22 protein-coding genes and 1 riboswitch are annotated in these 20,552 nt (G+C 46.7%); of the genes, 12 read left to right on the top strand and 10 right to left on the bottom strand.

Annotation, left to right across the window (positions count from 1 at the left end; translation table 11 throughout):
- Positions 1-2: 2 nt before the first annotated feature.
- Complete coding sequence (locus GFS24_RS15775) at positions 3-482, bottom strand: lipocalin family protein (protein WP_153660828.1); 480 nt, start codon at positions 480-482, stop codon at positions 3-5.
- Between the two features lie 57 nt (positions 483-539).
- Positions 540-641: riboswitch (TPP riboswitch) on the top strand.
- Positions 642-691: 50 nt separating this feature from the next.
- Between GFS24_RS15775 and thiS the strand changes: the two genes are divergently transcribed.
- The 8 genes from thiS (at position 692) to GFS24_RS15735 (ending at position 8,055) form a co-directional block, all read left to right on the top strand.
- Positions 692-895, top strand: coding sequence for a sulfur carrier protein ThiS (gene thiS / locus GFS24_RS15770; RefSeq protein ID WP_153660826.1), 204 nt, complete (start codon positions 692-694; stop codon positions 893-895).
- Positions 896-1,009: 114 nt separating this feature from the next.
- Positions 1,010-2,830 (top strand): phosphomethylpyrimidine synthase ThiC, encoded by a 1,821-nt coding sequence (gene thiC / locus GFS24_RS15765; RefSeq protein ID WP_153660824.1) that lies wholly within the window; start codon positions 1,010-1,012, stop codon positions 2,828-2,830.
- Between the two features lie 5 nt (positions 2,831-2,835).
- Positions 2,836-3,450: a thiamine phosphate synthase gene (locus GFS24_RS15760; protein ID WP_153660822.1), complete on the top strand. Its 615-nt coding sequence runs from the start codon at positions 2,836-2,838 to the stop codon at positions 3,448-3,450.
- Complete coding sequence (locus GFS24_RS15755) at positions 3,435-4,175, top strand: hydroxymethylpyrimidine/phosphomethylpyrimidine kinase (protein ID WP_153660820.1); 741 nt, start codon at positions 3,435-3,437, stop codon at positions 4,173-4,175. Before GFS24_RS15760 ends, GFS24_RS15755 begins: the two co-directional genes overlap by 16 nt.
- Before the next feature lie 47 nt (positions 4,176-4,222).
- Positions 4,223-4,861 carry a thiamine phosphate synthase gene (locus GFS24_RS15750; RefSeq protein ID WP_153660818.1) on the top strand — a complete coding sequence of 213 codons (639 nt, stop codon included), beginning with the start codon at positions 4,223-4,225 and terminating at the stop codon, positions 4,859-4,861.
- The gene (locus tag GFS24_RS15745; RefSeq protein WP_153660816.1) at positions 4,849-5,628 is read left to right on the top strand and encodes a thiazole synthase; all 780 of its coding nucleotides are present in this window, start codon (positions 4,849-4,851) and stop codon (positions 5,626-5,628) included. The genes GFS24_RS15750 and GFS24_RS15745 overlap by 13 nt, the downstream gene beginning before the upstream one ends.
- 11 nt (positions 5,629-5,639) lie before the next feature.
- On the top strand, positions 5,640-6,752 hold the full coding sequence (thiH, locus tag GFS24_RS15740) for a 2-iminoacetate synthase ThiH (protein ID WP_153660814.1): 1,113 nt from the start codon (positions 5,640-5,642) through the stop codon (positions 6,750-6,752).
- A gap of 31 nt (positions 6,753-6,783) precedes the next feature.
- Positions 6,784-8,055 (top strand): MFS transporter, encoded by a 1,272-nt coding sequence (locus GFS24_RS15735; RefSeq protein WP_253906496.1) that lies wholly within the window; start codon positions 6,784-6,786, stop codon positions 8,053-8,055.
- Here GFS24_RS15735 and GFS24_RS15730 read toward each other — a convergent pair.
- The 5 genes from GFS24_RS15730 to GFS24_RS15710 are packed head-to-tail and all read right to left on the bottom strand — an operon-like array spanning position 8,029 to position 11,990.
- Positions 8,029-8,424 (bottom strand): group III truncated hemoglobin, encoded by a 396-nt coding sequence (locus GFS24_RS15730; protein WP_153660812.1) that lies wholly within the window; start codon positions 8,422-8,424, stop codon positions 8,029-8,031. The two genes, GFS24_RS15735 and GFS24_RS15730, sit on opposite strands and share 27 nt — an antisense overlap.
- A 6-nt stretch (positions 8,425-8,430) precedes the next feature.
- Positions 8,431-8,925 carry a hypothetical protein gene (locus tag GFS24_RS15725; protein WP_153660810.1) on the bottom strand — a complete coding sequence of 165 codons (495 nt, stop codon included), beginning with the start codon at positions 8,923-8,925 and terminating at the stop codon, positions 8,431-8,433.
- 51 nt (positions 8,926-8,976) lie between these two features.
- Positions 8,977-10,053, bottom strand: coding sequence for an iron-containing alcohol dehydrogenase family protein (locus tag GFS24_RS15720; RefSeq protein WP_153660808.1), 1,077 nt, complete (start codon positions 10,051-10,053; stop codon positions 8,977-8,979).
- Between the two features lie 6 nt (positions 10,054-10,059).
- Positions 10,060-10,797 carry a 3-deoxy-manno-octulosonate cytidylyltransferase gene (gene kdsB, locus GFS24_RS15715; RefSeq protein ID WP_153660806.1) on the bottom strand — a complete coding sequence of 246 codons (738 nt, stop codon included), beginning with the start codon at positions 10,795-10,797 and terminating at the stop codon, positions 10,060-10,062.
- Positions 10,797-11,990, bottom strand: coding sequence for a DegT/DnrJ/EryC1/StrS aminotransferase family protein (locus tag GFS24_RS15710; RefSeq protein ID WP_153660804.1), 1,194 nt, complete (start codon positions 11,988-11,990; stop codon positions 10,797-10,799). Before GFS24_RS15710 ends, kdsB begins: the two co-directional genes overlap by 1 nt.
- 91 nt (positions 11,991-12,081) lie before the next feature.
- Between GFS24_RS15710 and GFS24_RS15705 the strand changes: the two genes are divergently transcribed.
- Both GFS24_RS15705 and GFS24_RS15700 read left to right on the top strand, forming a co-directional pair.
- Positions 12,082-12,513 carry a DUF4440 domain-containing protein gene (locus GFS24_RS15705; protein WP_153660802.1) on the top strand — a complete coding sequence of 144 codons (432 nt, stop codon included), beginning with the start codon at positions 12,082-12,084 and terminating at the stop codon, positions 12,511-12,513.
- Positions 12,514-12,524: 11 nt separating this feature from the next.
- On the top strand, positions 12,525-14,102 hold the full coding sequence (locus GFS24_RS15700; protein ID WP_153660800.1) for an amidohydrolase family protein: 1,578 nt from the start codon (positions 12,525-12,527) through the stop codon (positions 14,100-14,102).
- A gap of 66 nt (positions 14,103-14,168) precedes the next feature.
- Here the strand turns inward: GFS24_RS15700 and GFS24_RS15695 are convergent, their stop codons facing one another.
- The 4 genes from GFS24_RS15695 to GFS24_RS15680 all read right to left on the bottom strand — a co-directional run bounded on the left by GFS24_RS15695 (position 14,169) and on the right by GFS24_RS15680 (position 18,408).
- The gene (locus GFS24_RS15695; protein WP_153660798.1) at positions 14,169-14,516 is read right to left on the bottom strand and encodes a phage holin family protein; all 348 of its coding nucleotides are present in this window, start codon (positions 14,514-14,516) and stop codon (positions 14,169-14,171) included.
- A gap of 64 nt (positions 14,517-14,580) precedes the next feature.
- The gene (locus GFS24_RS15690) at positions 14,581-15,864 is read right to left on the bottom strand and encodes a pitrilysin family protein (RefSeq protein ID WP_153660796.1); all 1,284 of its coding nucleotides are present in this window, start codon (positions 15,862-15,864) and stop codon (positions 14,581-14,583) included.
- 9 nt (positions 15,865-15,873) lie between these two features.
- A complete protein-coding gene (locus GFS24_RS15685; RefSeq protein ID WP_153660794.1) occupies positions 15,874-17,112 on the bottom strand; it encodes a pitrilysin family protein in 1,239 nt (412 codons plus the stop codon).
- Between the two features lie 78 nt (positions 17,113-17,190).
- On the bottom strand, positions 17,191-18,408 hold the full coding sequence (locus GFS24_RS15680) for an aspartyl protease family protein (protein WP_153660792.1): 1,218 nt from the start codon (positions 18,406-18,408) through the stop codon (positions 17,191-17,193).
- A 130-nt stretch (positions 18,409-18,538) separates the two neighbouring features.
- On the opposite strand from GFS24_RS15680, the gene mqnC reads away from it, so the two are divergent.
- Positions 18,539-19,663 (top strand): cyclic dehypoxanthinyl futalosine synthase, encoded by a 1,125-nt coding sequence (gene mqnC, locus GFS24_RS15675; protein WP_153660790.1) that lies wholly within the window; start codon positions 18,539-18,541, stop codon positions 19,661-19,663.
- A 135-nt stretch (positions 19,664-19,798) separates the two neighbouring features.
- Complete coding sequence (locus GFS24_RS15670) at positions 19,799-20,440, top strand: hypothetical protein (RefSeq protein WP_153660788.1); 642 nt, start codon at positions 19,799-19,801, stop codon at positions 20,438-20,440.
- Positions 20,441-20,552: the final 112 nt, after the last annotated feature.

Below are 20,552 nucleotides of genomic sequence, written 5' to 3'. Positions count from 1 at the left end.
AATTATTTCCCTTTACGCGGGCGTTTGAATGTTTCCAGATAACCAGTAGCTGCAGTTATCGGCCAGGCCACCAACACGGTATCATTCAGCGTTCTTATCAGCAGGGTATCTATTGTTGCCGTTCTGTTTGCAACTCCCTCTGAATGACTCCACAGCAGCAGCGTATCCTTTAAAAGCTTCCATTTATCGTATTTCAGTGTTTCCATATTAATGGAGCTGGCCGTGCCATTCTTCTTTAGCTGGAATCCCTGGAAAATACTGTCTATTCCCTGAACAGGTTGCGTCCATTTGCCGAAGATGGCAGTGGAGTCTATGATCATACTATCTATTACCGCTACTTTCGGCGTGTCTGTTGCTATTACCTGCAATTCTGTAATGGTATCGGGAACGGTTACACTATCTGCTGTTCCTGTTTTAGAAACGGGAGACTGGCAGGCCGATATCAACAATAAAGAAAAAGGTATTATAGCACGGTAATTCATACTTGCAATTTAACTGAATTATTTGTTCTCCTTGTTTTATAAATTTAACTAGATTTGTGTTCACTTTAGGGGTGTTTCGGTCAAAAAACCGAAACTGAGATGATACCCTCAGTACCTGATGCAGTTCACACTGACGTAGGAAAAAGTATACTGAACCTTTCTCATCCACACATCCTTAAAGTTTATTGTTTCACCTAAACTCTTTCAACATGGAAGTGCTTGTAAACAATAAACTTTATGCGGTGCAGCCGGACACTTCCGTTACTGCGCTCTTACAGTTTATTCAACTCTCATCGCTCAAAGGCATTGCAGTTGCCATCAACCAGGAAGTCGTCCCAAAGCCGGACTGGCCCTCCAAATTATTAAGTCCGTCTGATAACGTAACCATCATCCAGGCCACACAGGGCGGGTAATTTTTTTATGTAATCAGCATTTTACTGCTATTCAGCATCGTTGCGTCGCACACTTGAGCGGTAGTGCTTCTGTGCGCGTATGCGTCATTCTTTTACATTTTTAATCTGTTTACCATGAAAACTATTAGCCGCGGCTCGTTTGCCGGATCAAAGAAAATATACGTACCGGGTACTTTGCATGATATTTCCGTGAGTATGCGGGAGATAACGTTATCGGATACACGGTTGCATGGTTCCCGGAATGCGGAACAAAATGCACCGGTTACGGTGTATGATACCAGTGGGCCTTATACTGACGATGCCATTGACATTGATGTTCGTCTCGGTCTCTCAAAGCTGCGCCGTGATTGGATCACCGGCCGGGGAGATGTTTCTCTGTTAGACGATTTCACTTCTGAATATGGTCGCGAGCGGTTGCGTTCTCCTTTACTGGAACATCTTCGGTTTGAACATTTGCAATTGCCTTTGCGTGCTAAACCAGGGCAGAATGTTTCGCAGCTGCATTATGCGCGCAAGGGGATCATTACTCCGGAGATGGAATACATTGCTATCCGGGAGAATCAGCGTTCTCAGGAATTGTTTGGACATCAGCATAAAGGAAACAATTTTGGGGCCGGCATGGCACCTATTACACCGGAATTTGTACGGAAGGAAATTGCGGAAGGGCGTGCTATTATTCCTTCCAACATCAATCATCCGGAAAGTGAGCCGATGATCATTGGCAGGAATTTCCTGGTGAAGATCAATGCCAACATCGGGAATTCCGCGGTTACTTCCAGCATTGAGGAAGAAGTGGAAAAGGCCGTGTGGGCCTGCAGATGGGGAGCAGATACGATCATGGACCTTAGTACCGGTAAGAATATTCATGAAACACGGGAATGGATCATTCGCAATTGCCCGGTGCCGGTTGGTACGGTGCCTATTTACCAGGCTTTGGAAAAAGTGAACGGCAAAGCGGAAGCGCTTACCTGGGAACTTTTCCGCGATACCTTAATTGAGCAGGCAGAACAGGGAGTGGATTACTTTACTATTCACGCCGGTGTATTGCTGCGTTATATTCCTTTAACCGCCAAACGTATTACGGGTATTGTATCCCGTGGTGGTTCCATCATGGCTAAATGGTGCCTTGCACATCATAAAGAGAATTTCCTCTACACTCATTTTGAAGAGATCTGCGAGATCATGAAAGCTTATGATGTTTCCTTCTCTCTCGGAGATGGTTTACGGCCTGGTTCTATTGCAGATGCCAATGATGCTGCGCAGTTCGCAGAACTGGAAACACTTGGTGAGCTCACTAAAATAGCCTGGCGCCATGATGTACAGGTAATGATAGAAGGGCCGGGACATGTGCCCATGCATCTCATCAAAGAGAACATGGACAAACAATTGAAAGAATGCCATGAAGCCCCTTTCTATACCCTCGGGCCTTTAACTACAGACATTGCTCCCGGTTATGATCATATCACTTCTGCTATCGGCGCTGCCATGATCGGATGGTTTGGTACGGCCATGCTTTGTTATGTAACGCCTAAAGAACATCTTGGCCTCCCTAACCGCGAAGATGTAAAAACAGGGGTGATCACTTATAAACTCGCAGCGCATGCGGCAGACCTTGCCAAAGGGCATCCTGGCGCGCAACACAGAGATAATGCATTAAGCAAAGCGCGGTTTGAATTCCGTTGGGAAGATCAGTTCAATCTCTCTTTAGATCCTGATACAGCGCGCAGTTATCATGATGAAACTTTACCGGCAGACGGCGCTAAAGTGGCGCATTTCTGTTCTATGTGCGGACCACATTTCTGCTCAATGAAGATCACACAGGAGGTAAGAGAATTTGCTGCCGCACAGGGTTTGCAAGAAGAAGCTGCGCTTGCTGCCGGTATGGAAGCACAAGCGGAAACATTTGTTAAACAAGGCGGAGAGATCTATTCATGATATGGGTGGCCACATCTCCCGAAGCCATAGCAGGAGAAATTTCGCACATCAATTCCCTGCTGTACGCTGGGCTGAATGTACTGTTGCTTCGTAAGCCGGGGTTTTCTGCTTTGCAATATGAACGGTTGCTGGAAGGAATTGATCCGTTGTTCTATTCCCGGATCATGATAGCAGGGCAGCGGGAATTAGTTGAAAAATACAGATTGAGAGGATTGCACATGAGTGAGGCCTTGCGTTCTTCTGCTGTGCCGGGTGATTTTAAGATGAGTACCTCTATTCATACAGGGCAGACTTTGACTTTCAAACCCGCAGCACAACATGCTGTTTTTGTAGAGGTGCGGAATGTAGATCATGTATTGCCTCCGGGTGATATGTGGGACCATCTGATCCTTGGGCCTGTATTCAATAGCATCTCCAAACCCGGTCACCTGGGGCGTTTGCAGGAAATGAAGAACATCCCGCCCAACACATTGGCCATTGGTGGCATCCAACAAAAAAACGTTGGTGGTTTAAAAGCCATGGGATTTTGCGGCGCTGTGTTATTAGGCGCTATCTGGAAAGATCCATTTAATGCAGTACCTACTTATCAATCAATATACGCTGCATGGAACCGTACGTGATGAGTCTTGCCGGTCTTGATCCCACAGGAGGAGCCGGTTTGCTCGCAGACATTAAAACTTTTGAAGCGCACCGGCTTAATGGGCTGGGGGTTTGTACTGCTTTAACTGCACAGACTGATGATGAATTCCTCGGAGTGGAATGGATACCAGCAGAAAAGATCCTTGCGCAGGCTTTGCCACTGCTGGAGAAATTTCCGGTTTCATTCTGCAAGGTGGGAGTGGTTTCGCATCCCAGCGTTTTGCTGGAAGTATTACCTGCATTGAGGAATGCGCGGCCGGGTATCCAGTTCATTTTAGATCCTGTGCTGAAGGCTTCTGCGGGGTATGTGTTTCATACGGCCATTTTTTCGCAATGGGAAATGGTGCTGGATCACATTCTTTTGCTCACACCTAATTATGAAGAGGCGATTGCGATGAGTGGTTTGCCTTGCGGGGAAAGTGCTGCGCGGAAGATGTCTTCCAAATGTGCGATACTTCTGAAAGGTGGGCACAGAGCGGATAAGCCGGGGTGGGATACTTTGTATGCTGCAGGTGCTCATGTTGATTTTGCGCCGGTTACTGATTCGGTTCCTCCCAAACATGGGTCTGGTTGTGTTTTGTCTGCTGCTATTACTTCATCGCTGGCAAAGGGATTAAGTTTAACGGAAGCCTGCCAGGCAGGAAAGGATTACACGTTGCGTTACTTACAGAGTAGCGAAGGATTACTTGGTCATCATACACTTTAATCCCTACGGGGCTAAAGTGGGTTTTTGTTTTTTTTAAATATTATAACATGGAACGTCTTTTATATATTTCTCAAGCGCCTCATCTGGAAAATATCCGTGCCGCCTGCGAGGCTGGTTGCAAGTGGATACAGTTGCGGGTGAAGGATGTGAATGGCAATGCTGGCAAACAAACTGCTGATGATGCATTGCATAATGTTCATTTACAACTGGCGATTGATGCAAAAGCTATCTGCGATGAATTCGGTGCAAAACTTTCTATTAATGACAACCCCTCTATCGCAGCACTGGTGAATGCTTACGGTGTTCATGTGGGCAAACTCGATGTGCCGGTGAAAGAAGCGCGCAATATTGTGGGTGATCAAAGTTGGGTGGGTGGTACTGCTAATACATTGGATGATGTGCTCGCGCATATTAATGATGGTGTGGATTATGTGGGTGTGGGGCCTTTCCGGTTCACCACGACCAAAGAAAACCTCAGTCCCATACTGGGTTTGGAAGGGTATCAGCAGCTGATGGCCTCCGTTGGGAGTAAGGTTCCTGTGATGGCCATCGGGGGGATTTTATTAGAAGATATTCCTGCCCTTAAGGAAGCAGGAGTTTACGGTGTAGCTGTATCTGGTCTTATTACAAATGCCATCGATAAAAAAGAGATGGTGCAAAAAATCAATGCAATATGGAACCACTGATCATAGCAGGCAGAACTTTTGACAGCCGTCTTTTTACGGGCACGGGCAAATTCGGTTCTGGTGTGCAAATGGAGAAAGCGCTGCTGGCTTCCGGTTCGCAACTGGTGACCGTTGCACTGAAACGGATTGACACGGCCAATGCTTTGCAGGATGATATGCTGGGACACTTGCGGTATCCGCATATTCATTTACTGCCTAACACTTCCGGTGTTCGTAATGCTAAAGAAGCAGTGTATGCAGCACAACTGGCACGCGAGGCTTTGGAAACGAACTGGATCAAACTGGAGATACATCCAGACCCTAAATATCTTTTGCCTGATCCTGTTGAAACCCTGGAAGCTACAGCAGCACTCGTAAGGCTGGGGTTTGTAGTCTTGCCTTATATACATGCAGACCCTGTTATCTGTAAGCGGCTGGAAGAAGTAGGCGCTGCTGCAGTGATGCCTTTGGGGTCCCCCATTGGCAGTAACAAAGGATTACGTACAATAGATTTCCTGGAAATAATTATTGCACAGAGCAATGTGCCCGTGATCGTGGATGCAGGAATTGGTGCGCCTTCCCATGCAGCGCAGGCCATGGAATTGGGGGCAGCGGCTGTGTTGGTGAATACGGCGATTGCAGTGTCCAGGAATCCGGTGAAAATGGCAGATGCATTCAGGATGGCGGTGATTGCAGGAAGGGAAGCTTATGAAGCTGGATTGGGGAGTGTTAACCATAGCGGGCATGCAAATGCAAGTAGTCCGTTGTTGTCGTTTTTGGATGAATAAAAACTAATCTTATGTCCTTCGAAAATATTTTCAGGCAGTATCAATGGGATGATGTGAAGCAGCGCATCTATGCTAAAACCGCATTGGATGTGGAAGCGGCGCTGCGTAACAAACACCGCAGCCTGGATGATTTTATGGCGCTCATCTCCCCTGCTGCCATTCCTTATCTTGAACAAATGGCTGCTATCAGCCAGCAGCTTACACAGCAGCGATTTGGTAAAACCATTCAGCTGTATGTGCCGCTGTATCTTTCCAATGAATGTCAGAACATCTGTACTTACTGCGGGTTCAGCTATGATAATCCTATCCGGCGAAAAACCCTCAGCGGCACAGAGATCCTGGAAGAGATCTTAGCCATCCGGCGGATGGGTTATGAACATGTATTACTCGTAACCGGCGAAGCTAATCAGACCGTGGGCATGGATTACTTCAAAAAAGTATTCCCCCTGATCCGCCAACACTTTGCACAGATCTCCATGGAAGTACAGCCCATGGAAACGGAAGATTATGCTGCATTAATTCCTTTAGGCTTACATACGGTACTCGTTTACCAGGAAACTTATCATGAAGAGGATTACCGTAAACATCATCCCAAAGGAAAGAAATCAAAATTCTCTTACCGGCTGGAAACACCTGACAGGCTTGGGGCTGCGGGGATACATAAAATTGGGCTCGGGGTATTGATCGGGCTGGAAGACTGGCGAACGGATAGTTTCTTCACTGCCTTACACCTCGATTATTTGCAACGTACTTACTGGCAAACGAAATACAGTATTTCCTTTCCGCGGCTGCGGCCATTCTCTGGTGGCCTCACACCCAAAGTAGAAATGAAGGACCGGGAGCTGGTGCAGCTGATCTGTGCTTACAGGCTTTTTAATGAGGATATTGATCTGAGCCTTTCTACCCGTGAGTCTGAAAAGTTCCGGGATCATCTGGTGCAGTTGGGGATCACTACTATGAGTGCGGGTTCTAAAACAAATCCCGGCGGTTATGCAGTGGATGCGCAGTCACTAGAACAGTTTGAGATCAGTGATGAGAGAGCGCCGGATGAAATTGCAGCCATGATCCGCAGGCAAGGATATGAGCCGGTCTGGAAGGATTGGAGTGTGTTTCAGGGGAGTTAATTTCTAATGATGTCTGTTAGATTCTAACATTTTGCTGAAAATAATCCGTTTTGCGCCGGATTATTTTGTGGCAGCATCCTACCTTTGCAGCATGGATCAGTCGTCCGGGAAGATTTATACTGTGCAGTTTTGGTTGCTTTGCATGAGCAACCTGTTGTTTTCGGCCAGCTTCAACATGATGATCCCGGAATTACCCGCTTACCTCACCAGTCTCGGTGGCGCAGATTACAAAGGATATATTATTGGTCTTTTTACCCTCATGGCCGGTTTGAGCCGTCCGTTTTCGGGTAAACTAACAGATACCATCGGGCGTATTCCTGTAATGGTGTTTGGTTCTGTGGTCTGTGTGGTCTGCAGTCTTTTGTATCCGCTGGTGAGTTCTGTTGCGGCATTCCTGCTGCTACGTTTCTTCCATGGTTTCTCTACAGGATTCAAACCCACCGGCACTTCTGCTTATGTGGCGGACATGGTTCCTTTTACCAGGAGAGGGGAAGCGATGGGGGTGGTTGGTTTGTTCAGTACCATCGGACTTTCTCTCGGCCCTTCCATTGGAGGCTCTGTTGCCAATGCCTGGGGCATTATGACCATGTTCCAGCTCTCTGCAGTGTTTGCCTTACTTTCTGTAGTGATCCTTATCGGCATGAAGGAAACGCTGCATAACAGGCAAAGCTTCCGCCCGGCTTTATTGAAAGTATCCAAAGGGGAGATCATTGAACCGCTGGTATTGGCGCCGATGGTGATCACCTTCTTAACTTATTTCAGCTACGGCGCTTTGCTCACCATCATTCCTGATTTCAGTTCTCATCTTGGATTACAGAACAAGGGGATGTTCTTTACTTTCTTCACGGCTAGTTCTATTGGTATCCGCTTACTGGCGGGTAAAGCTTCTGATAAGTTTGGCCGCGTTCCCATGCTGAAAATATCTGCTACTTTAATGGCCATCTCCATGTTGATGATCGGTTTTGCTACTTCTCCTGTTGGTTTGCTGGCAGGGGCTTTGGTGTATGGGGTGGCATTAGGGATCAACTCTCCGGCTGTTACGGCCTGGACCATTGATCTTGGATTGCCGGAACACAGGGGCAGAGCGTTGGGAAGTATGTATATAGCTTTGGAGGCCGGTATTGGGCTGGGGGCTTTCTTCTCGGCAAAATGGTATAATAACCAGTCGGAGAATTTCGCGATGGTGTTTTATATTATGGCCGTTGTTACTATCCTGGCCACTGTTTATTTGATGTTTGTGTACCGGAATAAGTACATGCGATTTATGCGCAGGTCTTTAAAGATCAAATCCCGTAGACATTGATGCCCCTCTTTCAAACAAGATCTTACTCAGGAATATTTTGCCGATAGCTTCTGCTTTTACTTTTGCCGTAGCAGCCAGTGCACCATAGAACAATTCATCGATGGTTTCAGAGAACAGCTTTACCCATTGTGTAAAGTGTGCTCCGTCTATGGGTAAGTTACGATGTTTGGAGAAGGGATTCCCCTGGTATTCCTTTTCGCCTAATAACTGTGTGTTCCAAAAGCGGTACATGGTCTGCAGGTGTGGCGTCCATGCATCGGCGGGTATTTTCTCTGCAAAAACAGGCCCCAGCAAAGGGTCCTGCTGGATCTTTCCGTAGAAAGTATTCACCATCGTCTCTATGTCTCTGCTGTCTTTAATGTCTTCCATAAAAAACTATTTGTGCCGCACAAAACCGATCTCGTCTCTTGCATCATTCTCCCACTGGATCATTTCTCCCAGGAATTTATGCATGAAACGATTCACGGATTCTTCGGTTAATTCTTCTGGTTCAATCGTTTCTAATATTTCGTTCTTTGCTTTCTCTTCCGTCATCCCATCAATGAAAGGAAAACTGATCCACGCAATTACTTGTCCGTTACGGGTTTGAGAGAAAGAGAGAAACCCTCCTATCTTGATCTTCTGCGCTACGCTGAATTGGGATTGCTCCACAATACCGCTGGGCTCATGATCAAATACAATGAAAACGGATTCCAGGTTCTGCATGGTTTCATTGGACCCGGCTTTCCAGTTGAGCTTGGTTTTTTCCGTGATCTCTTTGAGATGTTTATGCAGGAAGGGCTTGGATTGCAGTTGCCAATGTTTCCTCCGCTCCTGCACTTTGATCAGTGATGCGGCGTAATCTTCTGCGAGTTTGTTGATTGTTTCCATAATACAAAAGTAAAAGGGCTGACGTATTACGCCAGCCCGGTTTATTTCTTATTAAAGCAATTCATATAATTTACGTAACCTGTCCCGGGTCATTTGCTGTTGCCAGTCTTTGCCCAGTGCGTTTTCCCACAATGGCGCCAGGCCCATGGACACATCTATCATCTTTTCAAAATCACTGTCGGACAATCCTTTGGTGATGTGTTGCGGAATAGCCACCTGGTGTTTATCCACCATCAGCTTGAATTCCTTTACACCGGCAGGATAGAACTCTTCCAGTTTATCAAACACGATGCAGTTGCCCACGCCATGTTTGGTGCCCAGTAAATAACTCAATCCATAACTTACGGCATGTGCTACCCCCACTTGTGAATAAGCAATACTCATACCACCGGCGTAAGATGCCATCATCAGTTTCTCGTCTGCATCATCATCCCACTTGTCTTTTTTCAGGTAGATCTCCTGGCAAAGTTCCAGTGCCTTTTCTCCGTAAGATTTGCTGAAAGCGTTGAGGTATGTGCCTTCCAGGGATTCTATACAATGGATATAACAATCCATGGCGGTATAGAAACGCTGGTTTACGGGTGCGTTCTTTATTAATTCAGGGTCCAGCAGGATCTGATCAAAGGGTGTAAAGTCTGAGTTCATGCCCAGCTTCTTGGTTGGGCCGGTGAGAACAGTTGTTCTGCTCACTTCTGCGCCTGTACCGGAAAGTGTGGGTACACCTACTTTGTATACGCCTGGTTTTTGCAGGAGATCCCAGCCTTGATAATCTGCGGAAGAACCGGGATTGGTCATCATCAGGGATACGGCTTTTGCCATGTCCATGGTGGAACCGCCACCGATACCAATGATGCCGCTTACTTGTCCAAATTCAGCAGTGAGTTCATCGCGGAGGCGATCTACATAAACTGTTTTCGGTTCGTGTGTTACATCTATAAATACCACTTTATCTTTCCCGCGTAAAGGAATGCGGGAGAGCCAGGGTTGATTGCCTTCAAAGAAATGATCCACGAAAAAGATCATTGGCGCATCGCCTTTGCGGTGTGGGGCAATGATCTCATCCAGTTGGTTAAATGCGCCACGTCCAAAGATGACGTATCCTACCAGTTTAAAGTTTCTGAATTTCATAATTCGTTATTTTTCTTCTAATAATCTGGAAGCTCTTTCGAGGTCTTCCGGCGTATCTATTTCAACTCCCATATAATCTGTTACCACCATCTTTAATGGAATGCCCATTTCCAGGTAGCGAAGGCATTCTACCTTCTCTGCTGCTTCCAGCGGGGTCATGGGTGTTTTGGTGAATAACAGCAAGGCTTCCCTGCGGAATGCATATATGCCGATGTGTTCGTAATATGTGGTGTTGATCGACTTATCTCTTGGATAAGGGATCACGGAACGGGAAAAGAAGAGCGAGTTGAAGTTCCTGTCCACCGCTACTTTCACGAAGTTTGGATCTTCAATATCTTTCCAGTCTTTCAGCTCCTGCATCAAAGAGGCTACCTGCACTTTCTTTCCTTCTTCTCCTTCAAATACCTTTAGCAGTTTTTCGAGTGGTTCCTTTTGTGTGAAAGGAGTGTCTCCCTGCACATTTACAACAATCTCAACATCCAACATGTTTTCCACGGCTTCTGCAATACGATCTGAGCCGCTTTCATGTTCGCGTTTGCTCATGATGGCTTTGCCGCCGTGGCTAACGATCTCGTCGTAAATGATGTCACTGTCAGTAACTACCATCACTTCATCAAACACGCCTGTTTGCAGGGCGGATTCGTAGGTGCGCCAAATCACGGTTTTACCTGCCAGCACGGCCATCATTTTACCGGGGAACCGGCTGGCAGCATAACGGGCAGGGATCAATGCGATTGTTTTCATTATAAAGCACTTTTTACAGCGGCCGTTAATTTCGCTGCTCTTTCGCGTGCTTCTTCATCTGTCCATACAAGACTGATGGGGAAGGAAATGCAGCGGCTGATGATGGCATCAGATGCCGGGAATTCTTTTGTTTTATATACTTCCATGGCTTTGGCCAATGGTGCTGCAAAGGGGTTTAATGTTGCGCCCTCTTTGAAGTGATTCCATTTGCGGAAGTAATGCCAGTTATTATCGAACCAGTAGAAGGCAGGTAAACCAGCTGCTTTAATAGCTGCTGTGGCTGCTTTTGCGGCTTCGGCAGTGGGCAGGAAGAAAGAGAGGAACGTGGCACTGTCTCCCTCAGGATCTGGCAAACGGCGGAAAGTTACCTGTGGTACTGCGCCCAGGGCTTCTTTCAGGATCTGCTTGTTGTTACGCTGGATAGCCAGGAACTTGTCCAGCTTGCGGATCTGCGCCAGGCCTACTGCTGCGTGCAGTTCTGAAATGCGGAAGTTATAACCAAAATGCGGATGGCCGTCTGCTCCACGATCTGTTCCACCTAAGTGATCATGACCATGGTCGGAGAAAGCATCTGCTTTTGTATAAACGGCTTCATCGTTGGTGATGACAGCGCCGCCTTCAGCACAGGTAATGGTTTTCACAAAGTCGAAAGAGAAAGTACCGGCATTACCGATAGACCCAAGTGCTTTGCCTTTATAAGTTGCGCCGGTAGACTGACAAGCATCTTCCAGCAACAGGAGGTTGTGTTCTTTACAGATACTCACAAGTGCATCCATGTCTGCCATGGAGCCACACATGTGAACGGGCATCACTGCTTTTGTTTTTGGCGTGATGGCTGCTCTTACTGCATCGGGTGCAAGGGTAAGCGTATCATCCACATCCACCAGGATGGGGGTAGCGCCAACAGACAATACTGCTTCGAAGCTGGCCACAAATGTGAAAGTAGGCATGATCACTTCATCTCCTGCGCCAATTCCCAAAGCTGCCATGGCAGTAGTGAGGGCAGTGGTACCGCTGGAGGTGAGTTGTGCATACTTTACATTAAATCTCTCGGTGAGCGCCTGTTCCAGTTCTTTTGCTTTCCAGATCCCTTTACGGGGACCATCAAAACCATAACGCATGTAAATGCCTGTTTCCAGTACGTCATTTACTTCTTTTTTCTCTTCAGCGCCAAATAGTTCAAATCCTGGCATATTGATTATTTTTTTTGTGGTTGTGCAAAGGTAGTATAATCAAAGAATGCATAAATCATAAAAACTGTTTATCTTTTGCTAAATATTTACCATGCGTTCGCTCGTCATTATCATAGCCCTGCTGGCATTTTGCGGCCAAAATCCCCTACTGGCGCAGTCTACAGATGAAGCCCGGATCCGTAGTCTCATGAATGCCCAGATCAAAGCCTGGAACAAGGGAAACCTGAATGATTTCATGGCCACTTACTGGGCATCTGATTCCCTCATCTTTATCGGCAAAAACGGCCCCACTTATGGCTGGAGGGCTACTTTAGAGAACTATAAAAAGAGTTATCCGGATAAAGCGGCCATGGGCACACTTTCCTTTAACCTGCTGGAATTTAAAAAACTGGCGGACGATGTGTATTTTGTTATAGGAAAGTGGATGCTGGTGAGAACGGATGGTGATGTTTCCGGGCACTTTTCTCTTGTGCTCCGTAAGATCAACGGGGATTGGAAAATTATAGCAGATCATAGTAGTTAAACTTCTTCTCAATGGCAAAGTGGCTTTTTCTCCTTCCGGTTTTCTTTGCCGGTTCTTTAGCCTGCAAGGCGCAAACTGATTGTGACATCCTGATCCGGCATGCGAAGATCATTGATGGTACAGGGAATTCCTGGTACTATGGAGATCTGGCCATTAAAAATGGCAAGGTGTTGCGTACAGGCACCATCCCCGCTACTTTTTCTGCGGGTAAAACCATCGATGCCAAAGGGCTGGTAGTAGCACCGGGATTTATAGATGTGCATACACATATTGAGGGGGATGAATTCAAGATCCCCACAGCAGAAAGTTTTATTTATGATGGCGTAACAACGGTGATCACGGGTAACTGTGGTTCTTCCAATGTTGATCTGGGCAACTATTTCAGGCAGCTGGATAGTATGAAAACTTCCATCAACGTGGGTTCTCTCATTGGCCACAATGATATCCGCAGAGCTGTGATGGGCAGTACGGACCGTGCTCCTTCTGCTGCTGAACAGCAACAAATGGAAGGGCTGGTAGAAAAAGCTATGCAGGATGGAGCTGTTGGACTTTCCACTGGTCTTATTTACCTGCCCGGTCTTTATGCCCGCACACCGGAAGTGGTGGGCATGGCAAAAGTGTCTGCCCGTTATGGTGGTTTATATGCCACACATATGCGTAATGAAGGAGATGCAGTGGAGGCGGCGATTGAAGAAGCACTTACCATTGGCCGGCAGGCTAACATTCCTGTAGAGATCTCTCATTTTAAAATAGGTGGCAAGCAGAACTGGGGCCGTTCTAAAATAACATTGGCCATGGTGGAAAAAGCGAGGAACGAAGGACTGGAAGTGACCATCGATCAATATCCTTATACAGCCAGCAGTACCAGTTTGCGGACGATGTTGCCGGACTGGGCCCTGTCCGGTGGCGCGGACTCTATCCGTTACCGTTTGCAGCAGCCGGCTATCAGGAAAAACATTGCAGCAGAAATGACGGCTACTTATAAACGCCGGAAGCTCAAACACCTGGATTATGCTGTGGTGGCTTATTTTAAGCAGGACACTACGTACAACGGGAAGAACATCATGGAGATCAATAAAATGAAAGGCCGTAAATCTACCCTGGCGCTGGAGGTACAAACTATATTGGACCTTTCTGAACAGGGAAATGCGGGTATGGTGTTCCATGGTATGAGTGAGGAGGATGTGAAATACATCATGAAGTATCCTTTCAATATGTTTGCTTCTGATGCCAGCATCCGTGAATTTGGGGTGGGCGTTCCACATCCGCGGGGTTATGGAACCAATTCCCGCGTGCTGGGAAAATATGTGCGGGAAGAAAAAGTGATCGGGCTGGAAGAAGCCATCAGGCGGATGACTTCCCTGCCGGCACAAAAATTCAAGCTGAAGGAAAGAGGATTATTGGTGCCGGGTTATGCAGCAGATATTGTGATCTTCGATCCTAATACGGTGAAAGATCTATCTACTTACACGCAGCCGCATCAGTATGCCACCGGCTTTCAATATGTGTTGGTGAATGGGCAGGTGACCCTGGAAAATGGCCACCATACCGGTACACGCGGTGGGGTTGTATTAAGGCATAAAGAATAAAAAAAGAATGCCGGATGGGGCTGCGAGCCCCATCCGGCATTATATATATTCCGCTGCTGAAGCGCTTTACTCTTTATCCGCAGGTCCCAGCGATAACATAATACTGCTGATCACAGACAATACCACACTAAAGATCAATGCCCACCAGAAATTTTCTACTTTAAATCCTTTCACCAGGCTGCTGGCCCACAATACGATCAGTGCATTGATCACTAACAGGAAAAGGCCGAGCGTTACAATGGTAACAGGTAAGGTAAGGATCACCAACACCGGCTTCACCAGTAAGTTGAGCAACCCTAATACGATGGCAAGCAGCAGCGCTGATGTGAAACTGGCGAGCTTCACGCCAGGTAGCAAATAAGCAGTTAATAAAGCTGCCAATGCTGTAACGAGGATGCGGATAAGTATTCCCATGGTAGAACGTGATTAAAAGCTATCATCAAATTACGCAAAAAGCATGCTGAATGTTCACTGCCGATTAAATCACTATCAGTTCGTAGAAGTCCTCTTTGTTATAATACTGCTGTGCAAGTTGTTGTAATTCAGCAGCGGTAATGGTTTTTATAATGCGGATGTTATTGTAGAAATAATTTTCATCCAGGTCGTTCAGGATGAGGTTTTTCCAACGCTGGATCACATGGAAGGCGCCATCGAGGTCTCCCAGGATAGATCCTATCATGAAATTGCGTACCAGGCTTAGTTCCTCTTCCGGAATTTCTTCCTTTTGCATACGTTCCATTTCCTTGTATACTTCTGCTACGGTGGCTTCACAAACATCGCGGCCGGCTTCGGTTTGAATGTTTATGCCGCTCATCTGGCGGAAGTTGTAGATCTGGGAATGGATGCCGTAGGTGTATCCTTTTTCTTCCCGGATATTGTTCATCAGCCTTGATCCGAAGTAACCGCCGAAGATGGTGTTGAGCACCAGCATCTTTCCAAAATCAGGATGGTAGCGGTTGGGGAAAGGTCTGGCAATACGCACGGCTCCCTGTACACCATTTTCATCATTGAAGATGCGGAACTTCTTTTCCTCTGCAGGCAGCAATGGCAATTCCGGACGGATGATATGTTCTTCCCCGTTCCATTTTGTACTGCCAAAATATTGGTTCAACAGCGGAATGATATTGGCGGGCAGATTGCCGGCAATGAAGATCTTGCAGTTGTTGTATGTGTAATGCTTTTTATAGAATGCTTTCAAAGACTCCGTCTGCAAAGCATCATAGGCTAGCATATTACTCACACGGCCGTATGGATGAAATTCTCCGAAGAGGAATTTATCGATGTGACGGTTGGCTACAAACTCGCACTTGGTGAGGTTCACCGCCAGTTTTTGTTTCATGTTCTGCACAAAGGTGCTCAGCTCTTCTTCCGGAAAAACGGGATCGAGGATCACTTCCTGCAATATGGGCAATAAATCCGGGGTATGTTTCGTGAGGCAGTGAAGGGTATAAGTGGCATTCTCGTGAAAGCAGGCTCTGTTGAGATAGGCGCCGTAATATTCGGCCATCTCGTTGATCTCCAAAGCGGAATGTTTGCTGGTACCATTCTTCATGAGGAAGTTGGTAGCAGAAGCGATCAGGTTCTCTGATTCAAACCAGCTGCCAGCGGGGAATACGAGTTCCAGCTGTACGGTTTCCTGTTCTTCTGAACGCACTACGTACACGGGGATACCATTATCCAGTTTAAACAGTTCATACGGCTTCAGTAACACTTCAAAATCTACTGCATCTTTTATAGCGGGCGCCTGACTTCTGTTGATCATAATTTGTACTTAGTTTCCTGCGTAATAGTGAATGGTGTTGGAGTTCTTTTCGTTAAAGATGATCTGCGCTTCCCGATGGATATCTTCTTTTGTTACGCGTTCATAATTTTCGAATTCTTTGTTCATGAAAGCGGCATCGCCCAGCAGTTCATAGAAAGCCAGGTTGTTAGCGCGGCTTAATAGTCCCATGTCCTCAAAGGCGAGCATGCTTTCTACCCGGTTCTTTACTTTTTGCAATTCTCTTTCCGGGATAATGTTCTGTTGCAGCTTTTCCAGTTCTTCCTGGATACCTTTTTCTGCATCTTTCATCTTTACGCCCTTTACCAGTTTGCCTTCTATGCAAAGTAAACCGGCATCTATGCTGCCAAAATGAGCACAGTCGATATGGCTGAACAGTTTCTTTTCTTTCACCAGTACCTGGTGCAAACGGGAAGAGCCGCCACCGCTGAGGATATCAGAAATAAGATCTGCTGCATAATACCGCTGATCGTTCCGCGGGTAAATATGATAGGCTTTATACAACGCGTCTAAAGGCACTTTTGCTCTTATTTCCAGGAATTTCGCGGCATTTTGTGCTGGTTCCACCGGCAGGTTCCTCACATACTTTTCTCCGGCCGGGATATCACCGAACCACTTTTCTGCCAGGGCTTTTACCTGTTCTGTGGTTACTTTACCTGCCACTGCCAGGATAGCATTTATCGGGCGGTAGTGACGGAAAAAGAAGTTCTTTACATCGTCCAGCTGAGCGTTCTCCACATGGGACAATTCTTTTCCGATGGTCTGCCAGCGGTAGGGGTGGTTGGTGTAGGAAAGTTCCCGGAGTTTGTGCATTACATCGCCATAAGGTTTGTTGATGTAGTGTTCCTTGAATTCCTCAATTACCACTTTGCGCTGTACCTCCAGGCTCTTTTCTGAAAAGGCGAGGGATAACATCCGGTCGCTTTCCAGCCAGAAGGCTGTTTCCAGGTTTTCTGCGGGTAGTTCTATGTAGTAATTGGTAAGGTCGTTGGTGGTGAAGGCATTGTTTTCCCCGCCTGCCATTTGCAGGGGTTCATCATAGTCCGGAATGTTCACGGAACCGCCAAACATGAGGTGTTCAAATAAATGCGCAAAGCCGGTCTGTGCAGGGTTTTCATCACGGGCGCCTACATCATACAATACATTTACCACTGCCATGGGCGTGGTTGTATCTTCATGAACAATCACCCGCAGCCCGTTCTCTAAAGTGAATCTATTAAAATGGATCATATCTGTCTTTGATAAAAAATAAGAATAATGGCCTGGTGATCAAACCAAAACGTGCAAATTTACGACAAAAGGAATTAGCTACAATATGCTGCGGATGGGGAGCTTTTTCAGCATTAATTCCCCCTCCCGCATGATCAGCAGGGTGGGACGGGTACCGATATTCTTCAGGAGGTCCCTGTAGATCTGGAGATTGGTGGTGAAATTGTTGTTCACGGCCAGCACGAAATCCCCTTTTCTGAAGCCGGCCTTTTCTGCCGGGGAGTTCCTGATCACATCTGTTACCTCGATCCGATTGTCTATCAGGTAAATGATGAGGCCGGTGTAGGAATAGTCGAACTGGTCCCTGAAATGCGTATTGGGCATCAGGTGGATCTCCTTGCGGGCATAATTGAGGGTGAGATTAAACCGCCTGAGCAGATCGTTTCCGATCATCCCTGCCAGGGAGGGATAGGAAGTAATATTGGTAATATCGTCGAACAGGTAAGTGGGCACATTCCGGAAGTTGTAGGTGCCTATCCTGAATTCGTTCATGGTGGTAATGTACATCTGCATTTTGCCTCCCAGGCCCTGGGCCTCTGTGGGGATCACTTTGGCCCTGCGTTTTACGAGCAAAGCACTGTCCTTCACAAACTGGGTGCTGAGCAATAAACACATCCCGGCACCGGTATCAAAATAATAACGGTGGTTTACGTTGCGTTTTCCACTGCGGAGCGGAGAATTTACGACAGGGATAAAAGTAAGGTTGGGTTTCATCAGGTAACCGCCACGGGGATATTTAAACTTCCCCTGGGTATAGATCACAATCTCTTCTTTGTCGTAATCTATCTGCATCACATACCTGCTCAGCAAACTGTAGCCGATGATGCCATCTATCTGAATACCATATACCTGGCTGATCAGTTCATAGTCATTGACGTGAAAATTAAGGCTATCCACATCCAAACCGGGTAAATGAAGGGTATTATTTTCGGCAAAAGAGATGTTTTTACTGGCACCCAGCCCACGTACGATCTTATCAGAGGGGGTGAGTTTTATGCCAAGATGGACACAGGTAGCGGTATCCAGGGAAATTCCGGCGCTGCCGGTATCCAGGAGGAACTGCAAGGTGTCCGGATAATTGTTCAACCGCGCGGAAATTACCACTACACCACCATAGTACTGTTTAAAAGGGAATCGGGTGATCAGCCTGGCTTCAGGCTCAGCAGACGGTGCATTTTCTTTTTCCTGGGCACGGGCTCCAACATTACAGATCGACAGGCAGAGTACAAAAACGTGAAACAGGTTTTGGATTCGCATAAGCAATGATGCCGGGCATCCTCGTTTACCTAAATTTAACATTTAAGTTCATTTGTTGTATGGCTATTTGGTATAAACGGCAAAATAGTTCCCCGGATAACATTTCCACTTTCCTTACCTTTGTTTTAAGATGCAATTACAGGATTTATACAAAAAGGCGCAACAGTTTGAGTTTTTGACGGCAGAGGAAGGTGTGTATATGTTCGAACACGCTCCCCTTGCGGAACTGATGCAGATTGCCAATGAATTAAGGAAGCAGCAGGTGCCCCATGGCAAGGTGACCTGGCAGATAGACCGGAATGTAAATACCACCAACGTTTGCACGGCCAACTGCAAGTTTTGCAATTTCTACCGCATACCGGGCCATAAGGATGCCTACATCACAGAAATAGACGAATACAAACGTAAGATCGAGGAGACCGTTAAGTATGGCGGAGACCAACTGCTTTTGCAGGGTGGCCACCATCCGGAACTGGGCCTTAGCTTCTATGTAGATCTGTTCCGTGAGTTAAAAAGGTTATATCCGGATGTGCGTTTGCATACCCTCGGCCCCCCCGAAGTTGCACATATCACCAAACTGGAAAAAAGCACGCATATAGAAGTACTACGGGCTTTGCAGGAAGCGGGAATGGACAGTCTTCCCGGAGCTGGTGCAGAGATCTTAAATGACCGTGTGCGCCGCCTTATTTCCAAAGGAAAATGTGGTGCGCAGGAATGGCTGGATGTGATGCGTGCTGCACATAAACTCAATATTGCTTCCTCTGGTACTATGATGTTCGGGCATGTGGAAACTGTGCTGGAACGTTTTGAACACCTTGCGGCCATCCGCCAGGTGCAAAGTGAAAAACCGGAAGGGAATTATGGTTTCACCGCCTTTATCCCCTGGACGTTCCAGGATGTGGATACCCTGCTGGCCAGGATCCGCGGCGTGCATAACATGACCACTTCAGAAGAGTATATCCGCATGATCGCTATGAGCCGTATCATGCTGCCGAATATTAAAAACATCCAGGCTTCCTGGCTCACGGTAGGTAAATCTGTAGCGCAGTTATGTTTGCATGCAGGCGCCAATGATTTTGGTTCCATCATGATCGAAGAGAATGTGGTTTCTGCTGCCGGCGCGCCTCACCGCTTTACTTATAAAAGCATCCAGGATGCTATACGGGAAGCAGGTTTTGAACCGCAACTCCGCACACAACTTTATCAGTTCAGGGAGATCCCGCAACAGATAGAAGAACAGGTGATCAATTACTAATCCACTATATAAAAGGAGCCGCCTGGCTCCTTTTTTCTTTCCTTTAACAGTTCCCCCAAATAAATGTTAATTCCCTCTACCCCATGTATCTTTTGCCTCTCTTTCCACGTCTAATCAATATAAAAACTCCAGACGATGATGAAACAGATGAAAATATTAACCGTGGTGGTGCTGTCAGGACTGGCGTTATTCGTTTCAGCCTGTTCAAGCACCAAAGTGACTTCTTCCTGGAAAGATCCGGAAACTACTTTAAGTCCCGATAAGAAGATCATGGTGGTTGGATTGGTACAAGACCGCCAGGGAGCTTTGCAGGCCAGGATGGAAGCAGAAATGGTAGCCGCATTGAAACAAAAGGGATATAATGCTGTATCCGCTTATGAAACATACGGCCCTAAAACTTTTAAAGGATTGAAGGAGGAGAAAGCCATGAACATGATCCGTAAAAAGGATGTGGATCAGGTTTTGACGATCGTGATGCTGGATAAATCCAAAGAAAAGAATTACGTACCGGGCAGGACAATGTATTATCGTCCTTACTATGGTGGCTGGTGGTCTTATTACGGTAATATGTACAACCGTATTTATGATCCCGGATATTACACCACTAACACCAAGTATTTCCTGGAAAGTAATTTATACAGCATGAAGAACAAACAATTGCTTTATTCCGTTCGTACAGAAACGTTTGATCCTTCTTCCGCAGCCAGAATGGCCGTGGTGTATACGCAGCAGGTAGTGAAGGATATGACGAAGCAGCAATTGATCACACAACGATAGTTTTTAGTAGTAGTACAGTACCGTCATAATCGAAACAGCAGGTGATTTGTCCTCAGGGCAGGTTGCCTGTTGTTGTTTTAGGCCTGTTGGTGCTTTCAGGGCGCAGGGTAAT

It is taken from the genome of Chitinophaga sp. SYP-B3965 (assembly GCF_009647655.1).
Lineage (GTDB): Bacteria > Bacteroidota > Bacteroidia > Chitinophagales > Chitinophagaceae > Chitinophaga.
Note: the sequence above shows the minus strand (reverse complement) of the source record. Positions and strands in the feature narration are given on the sequence as shown.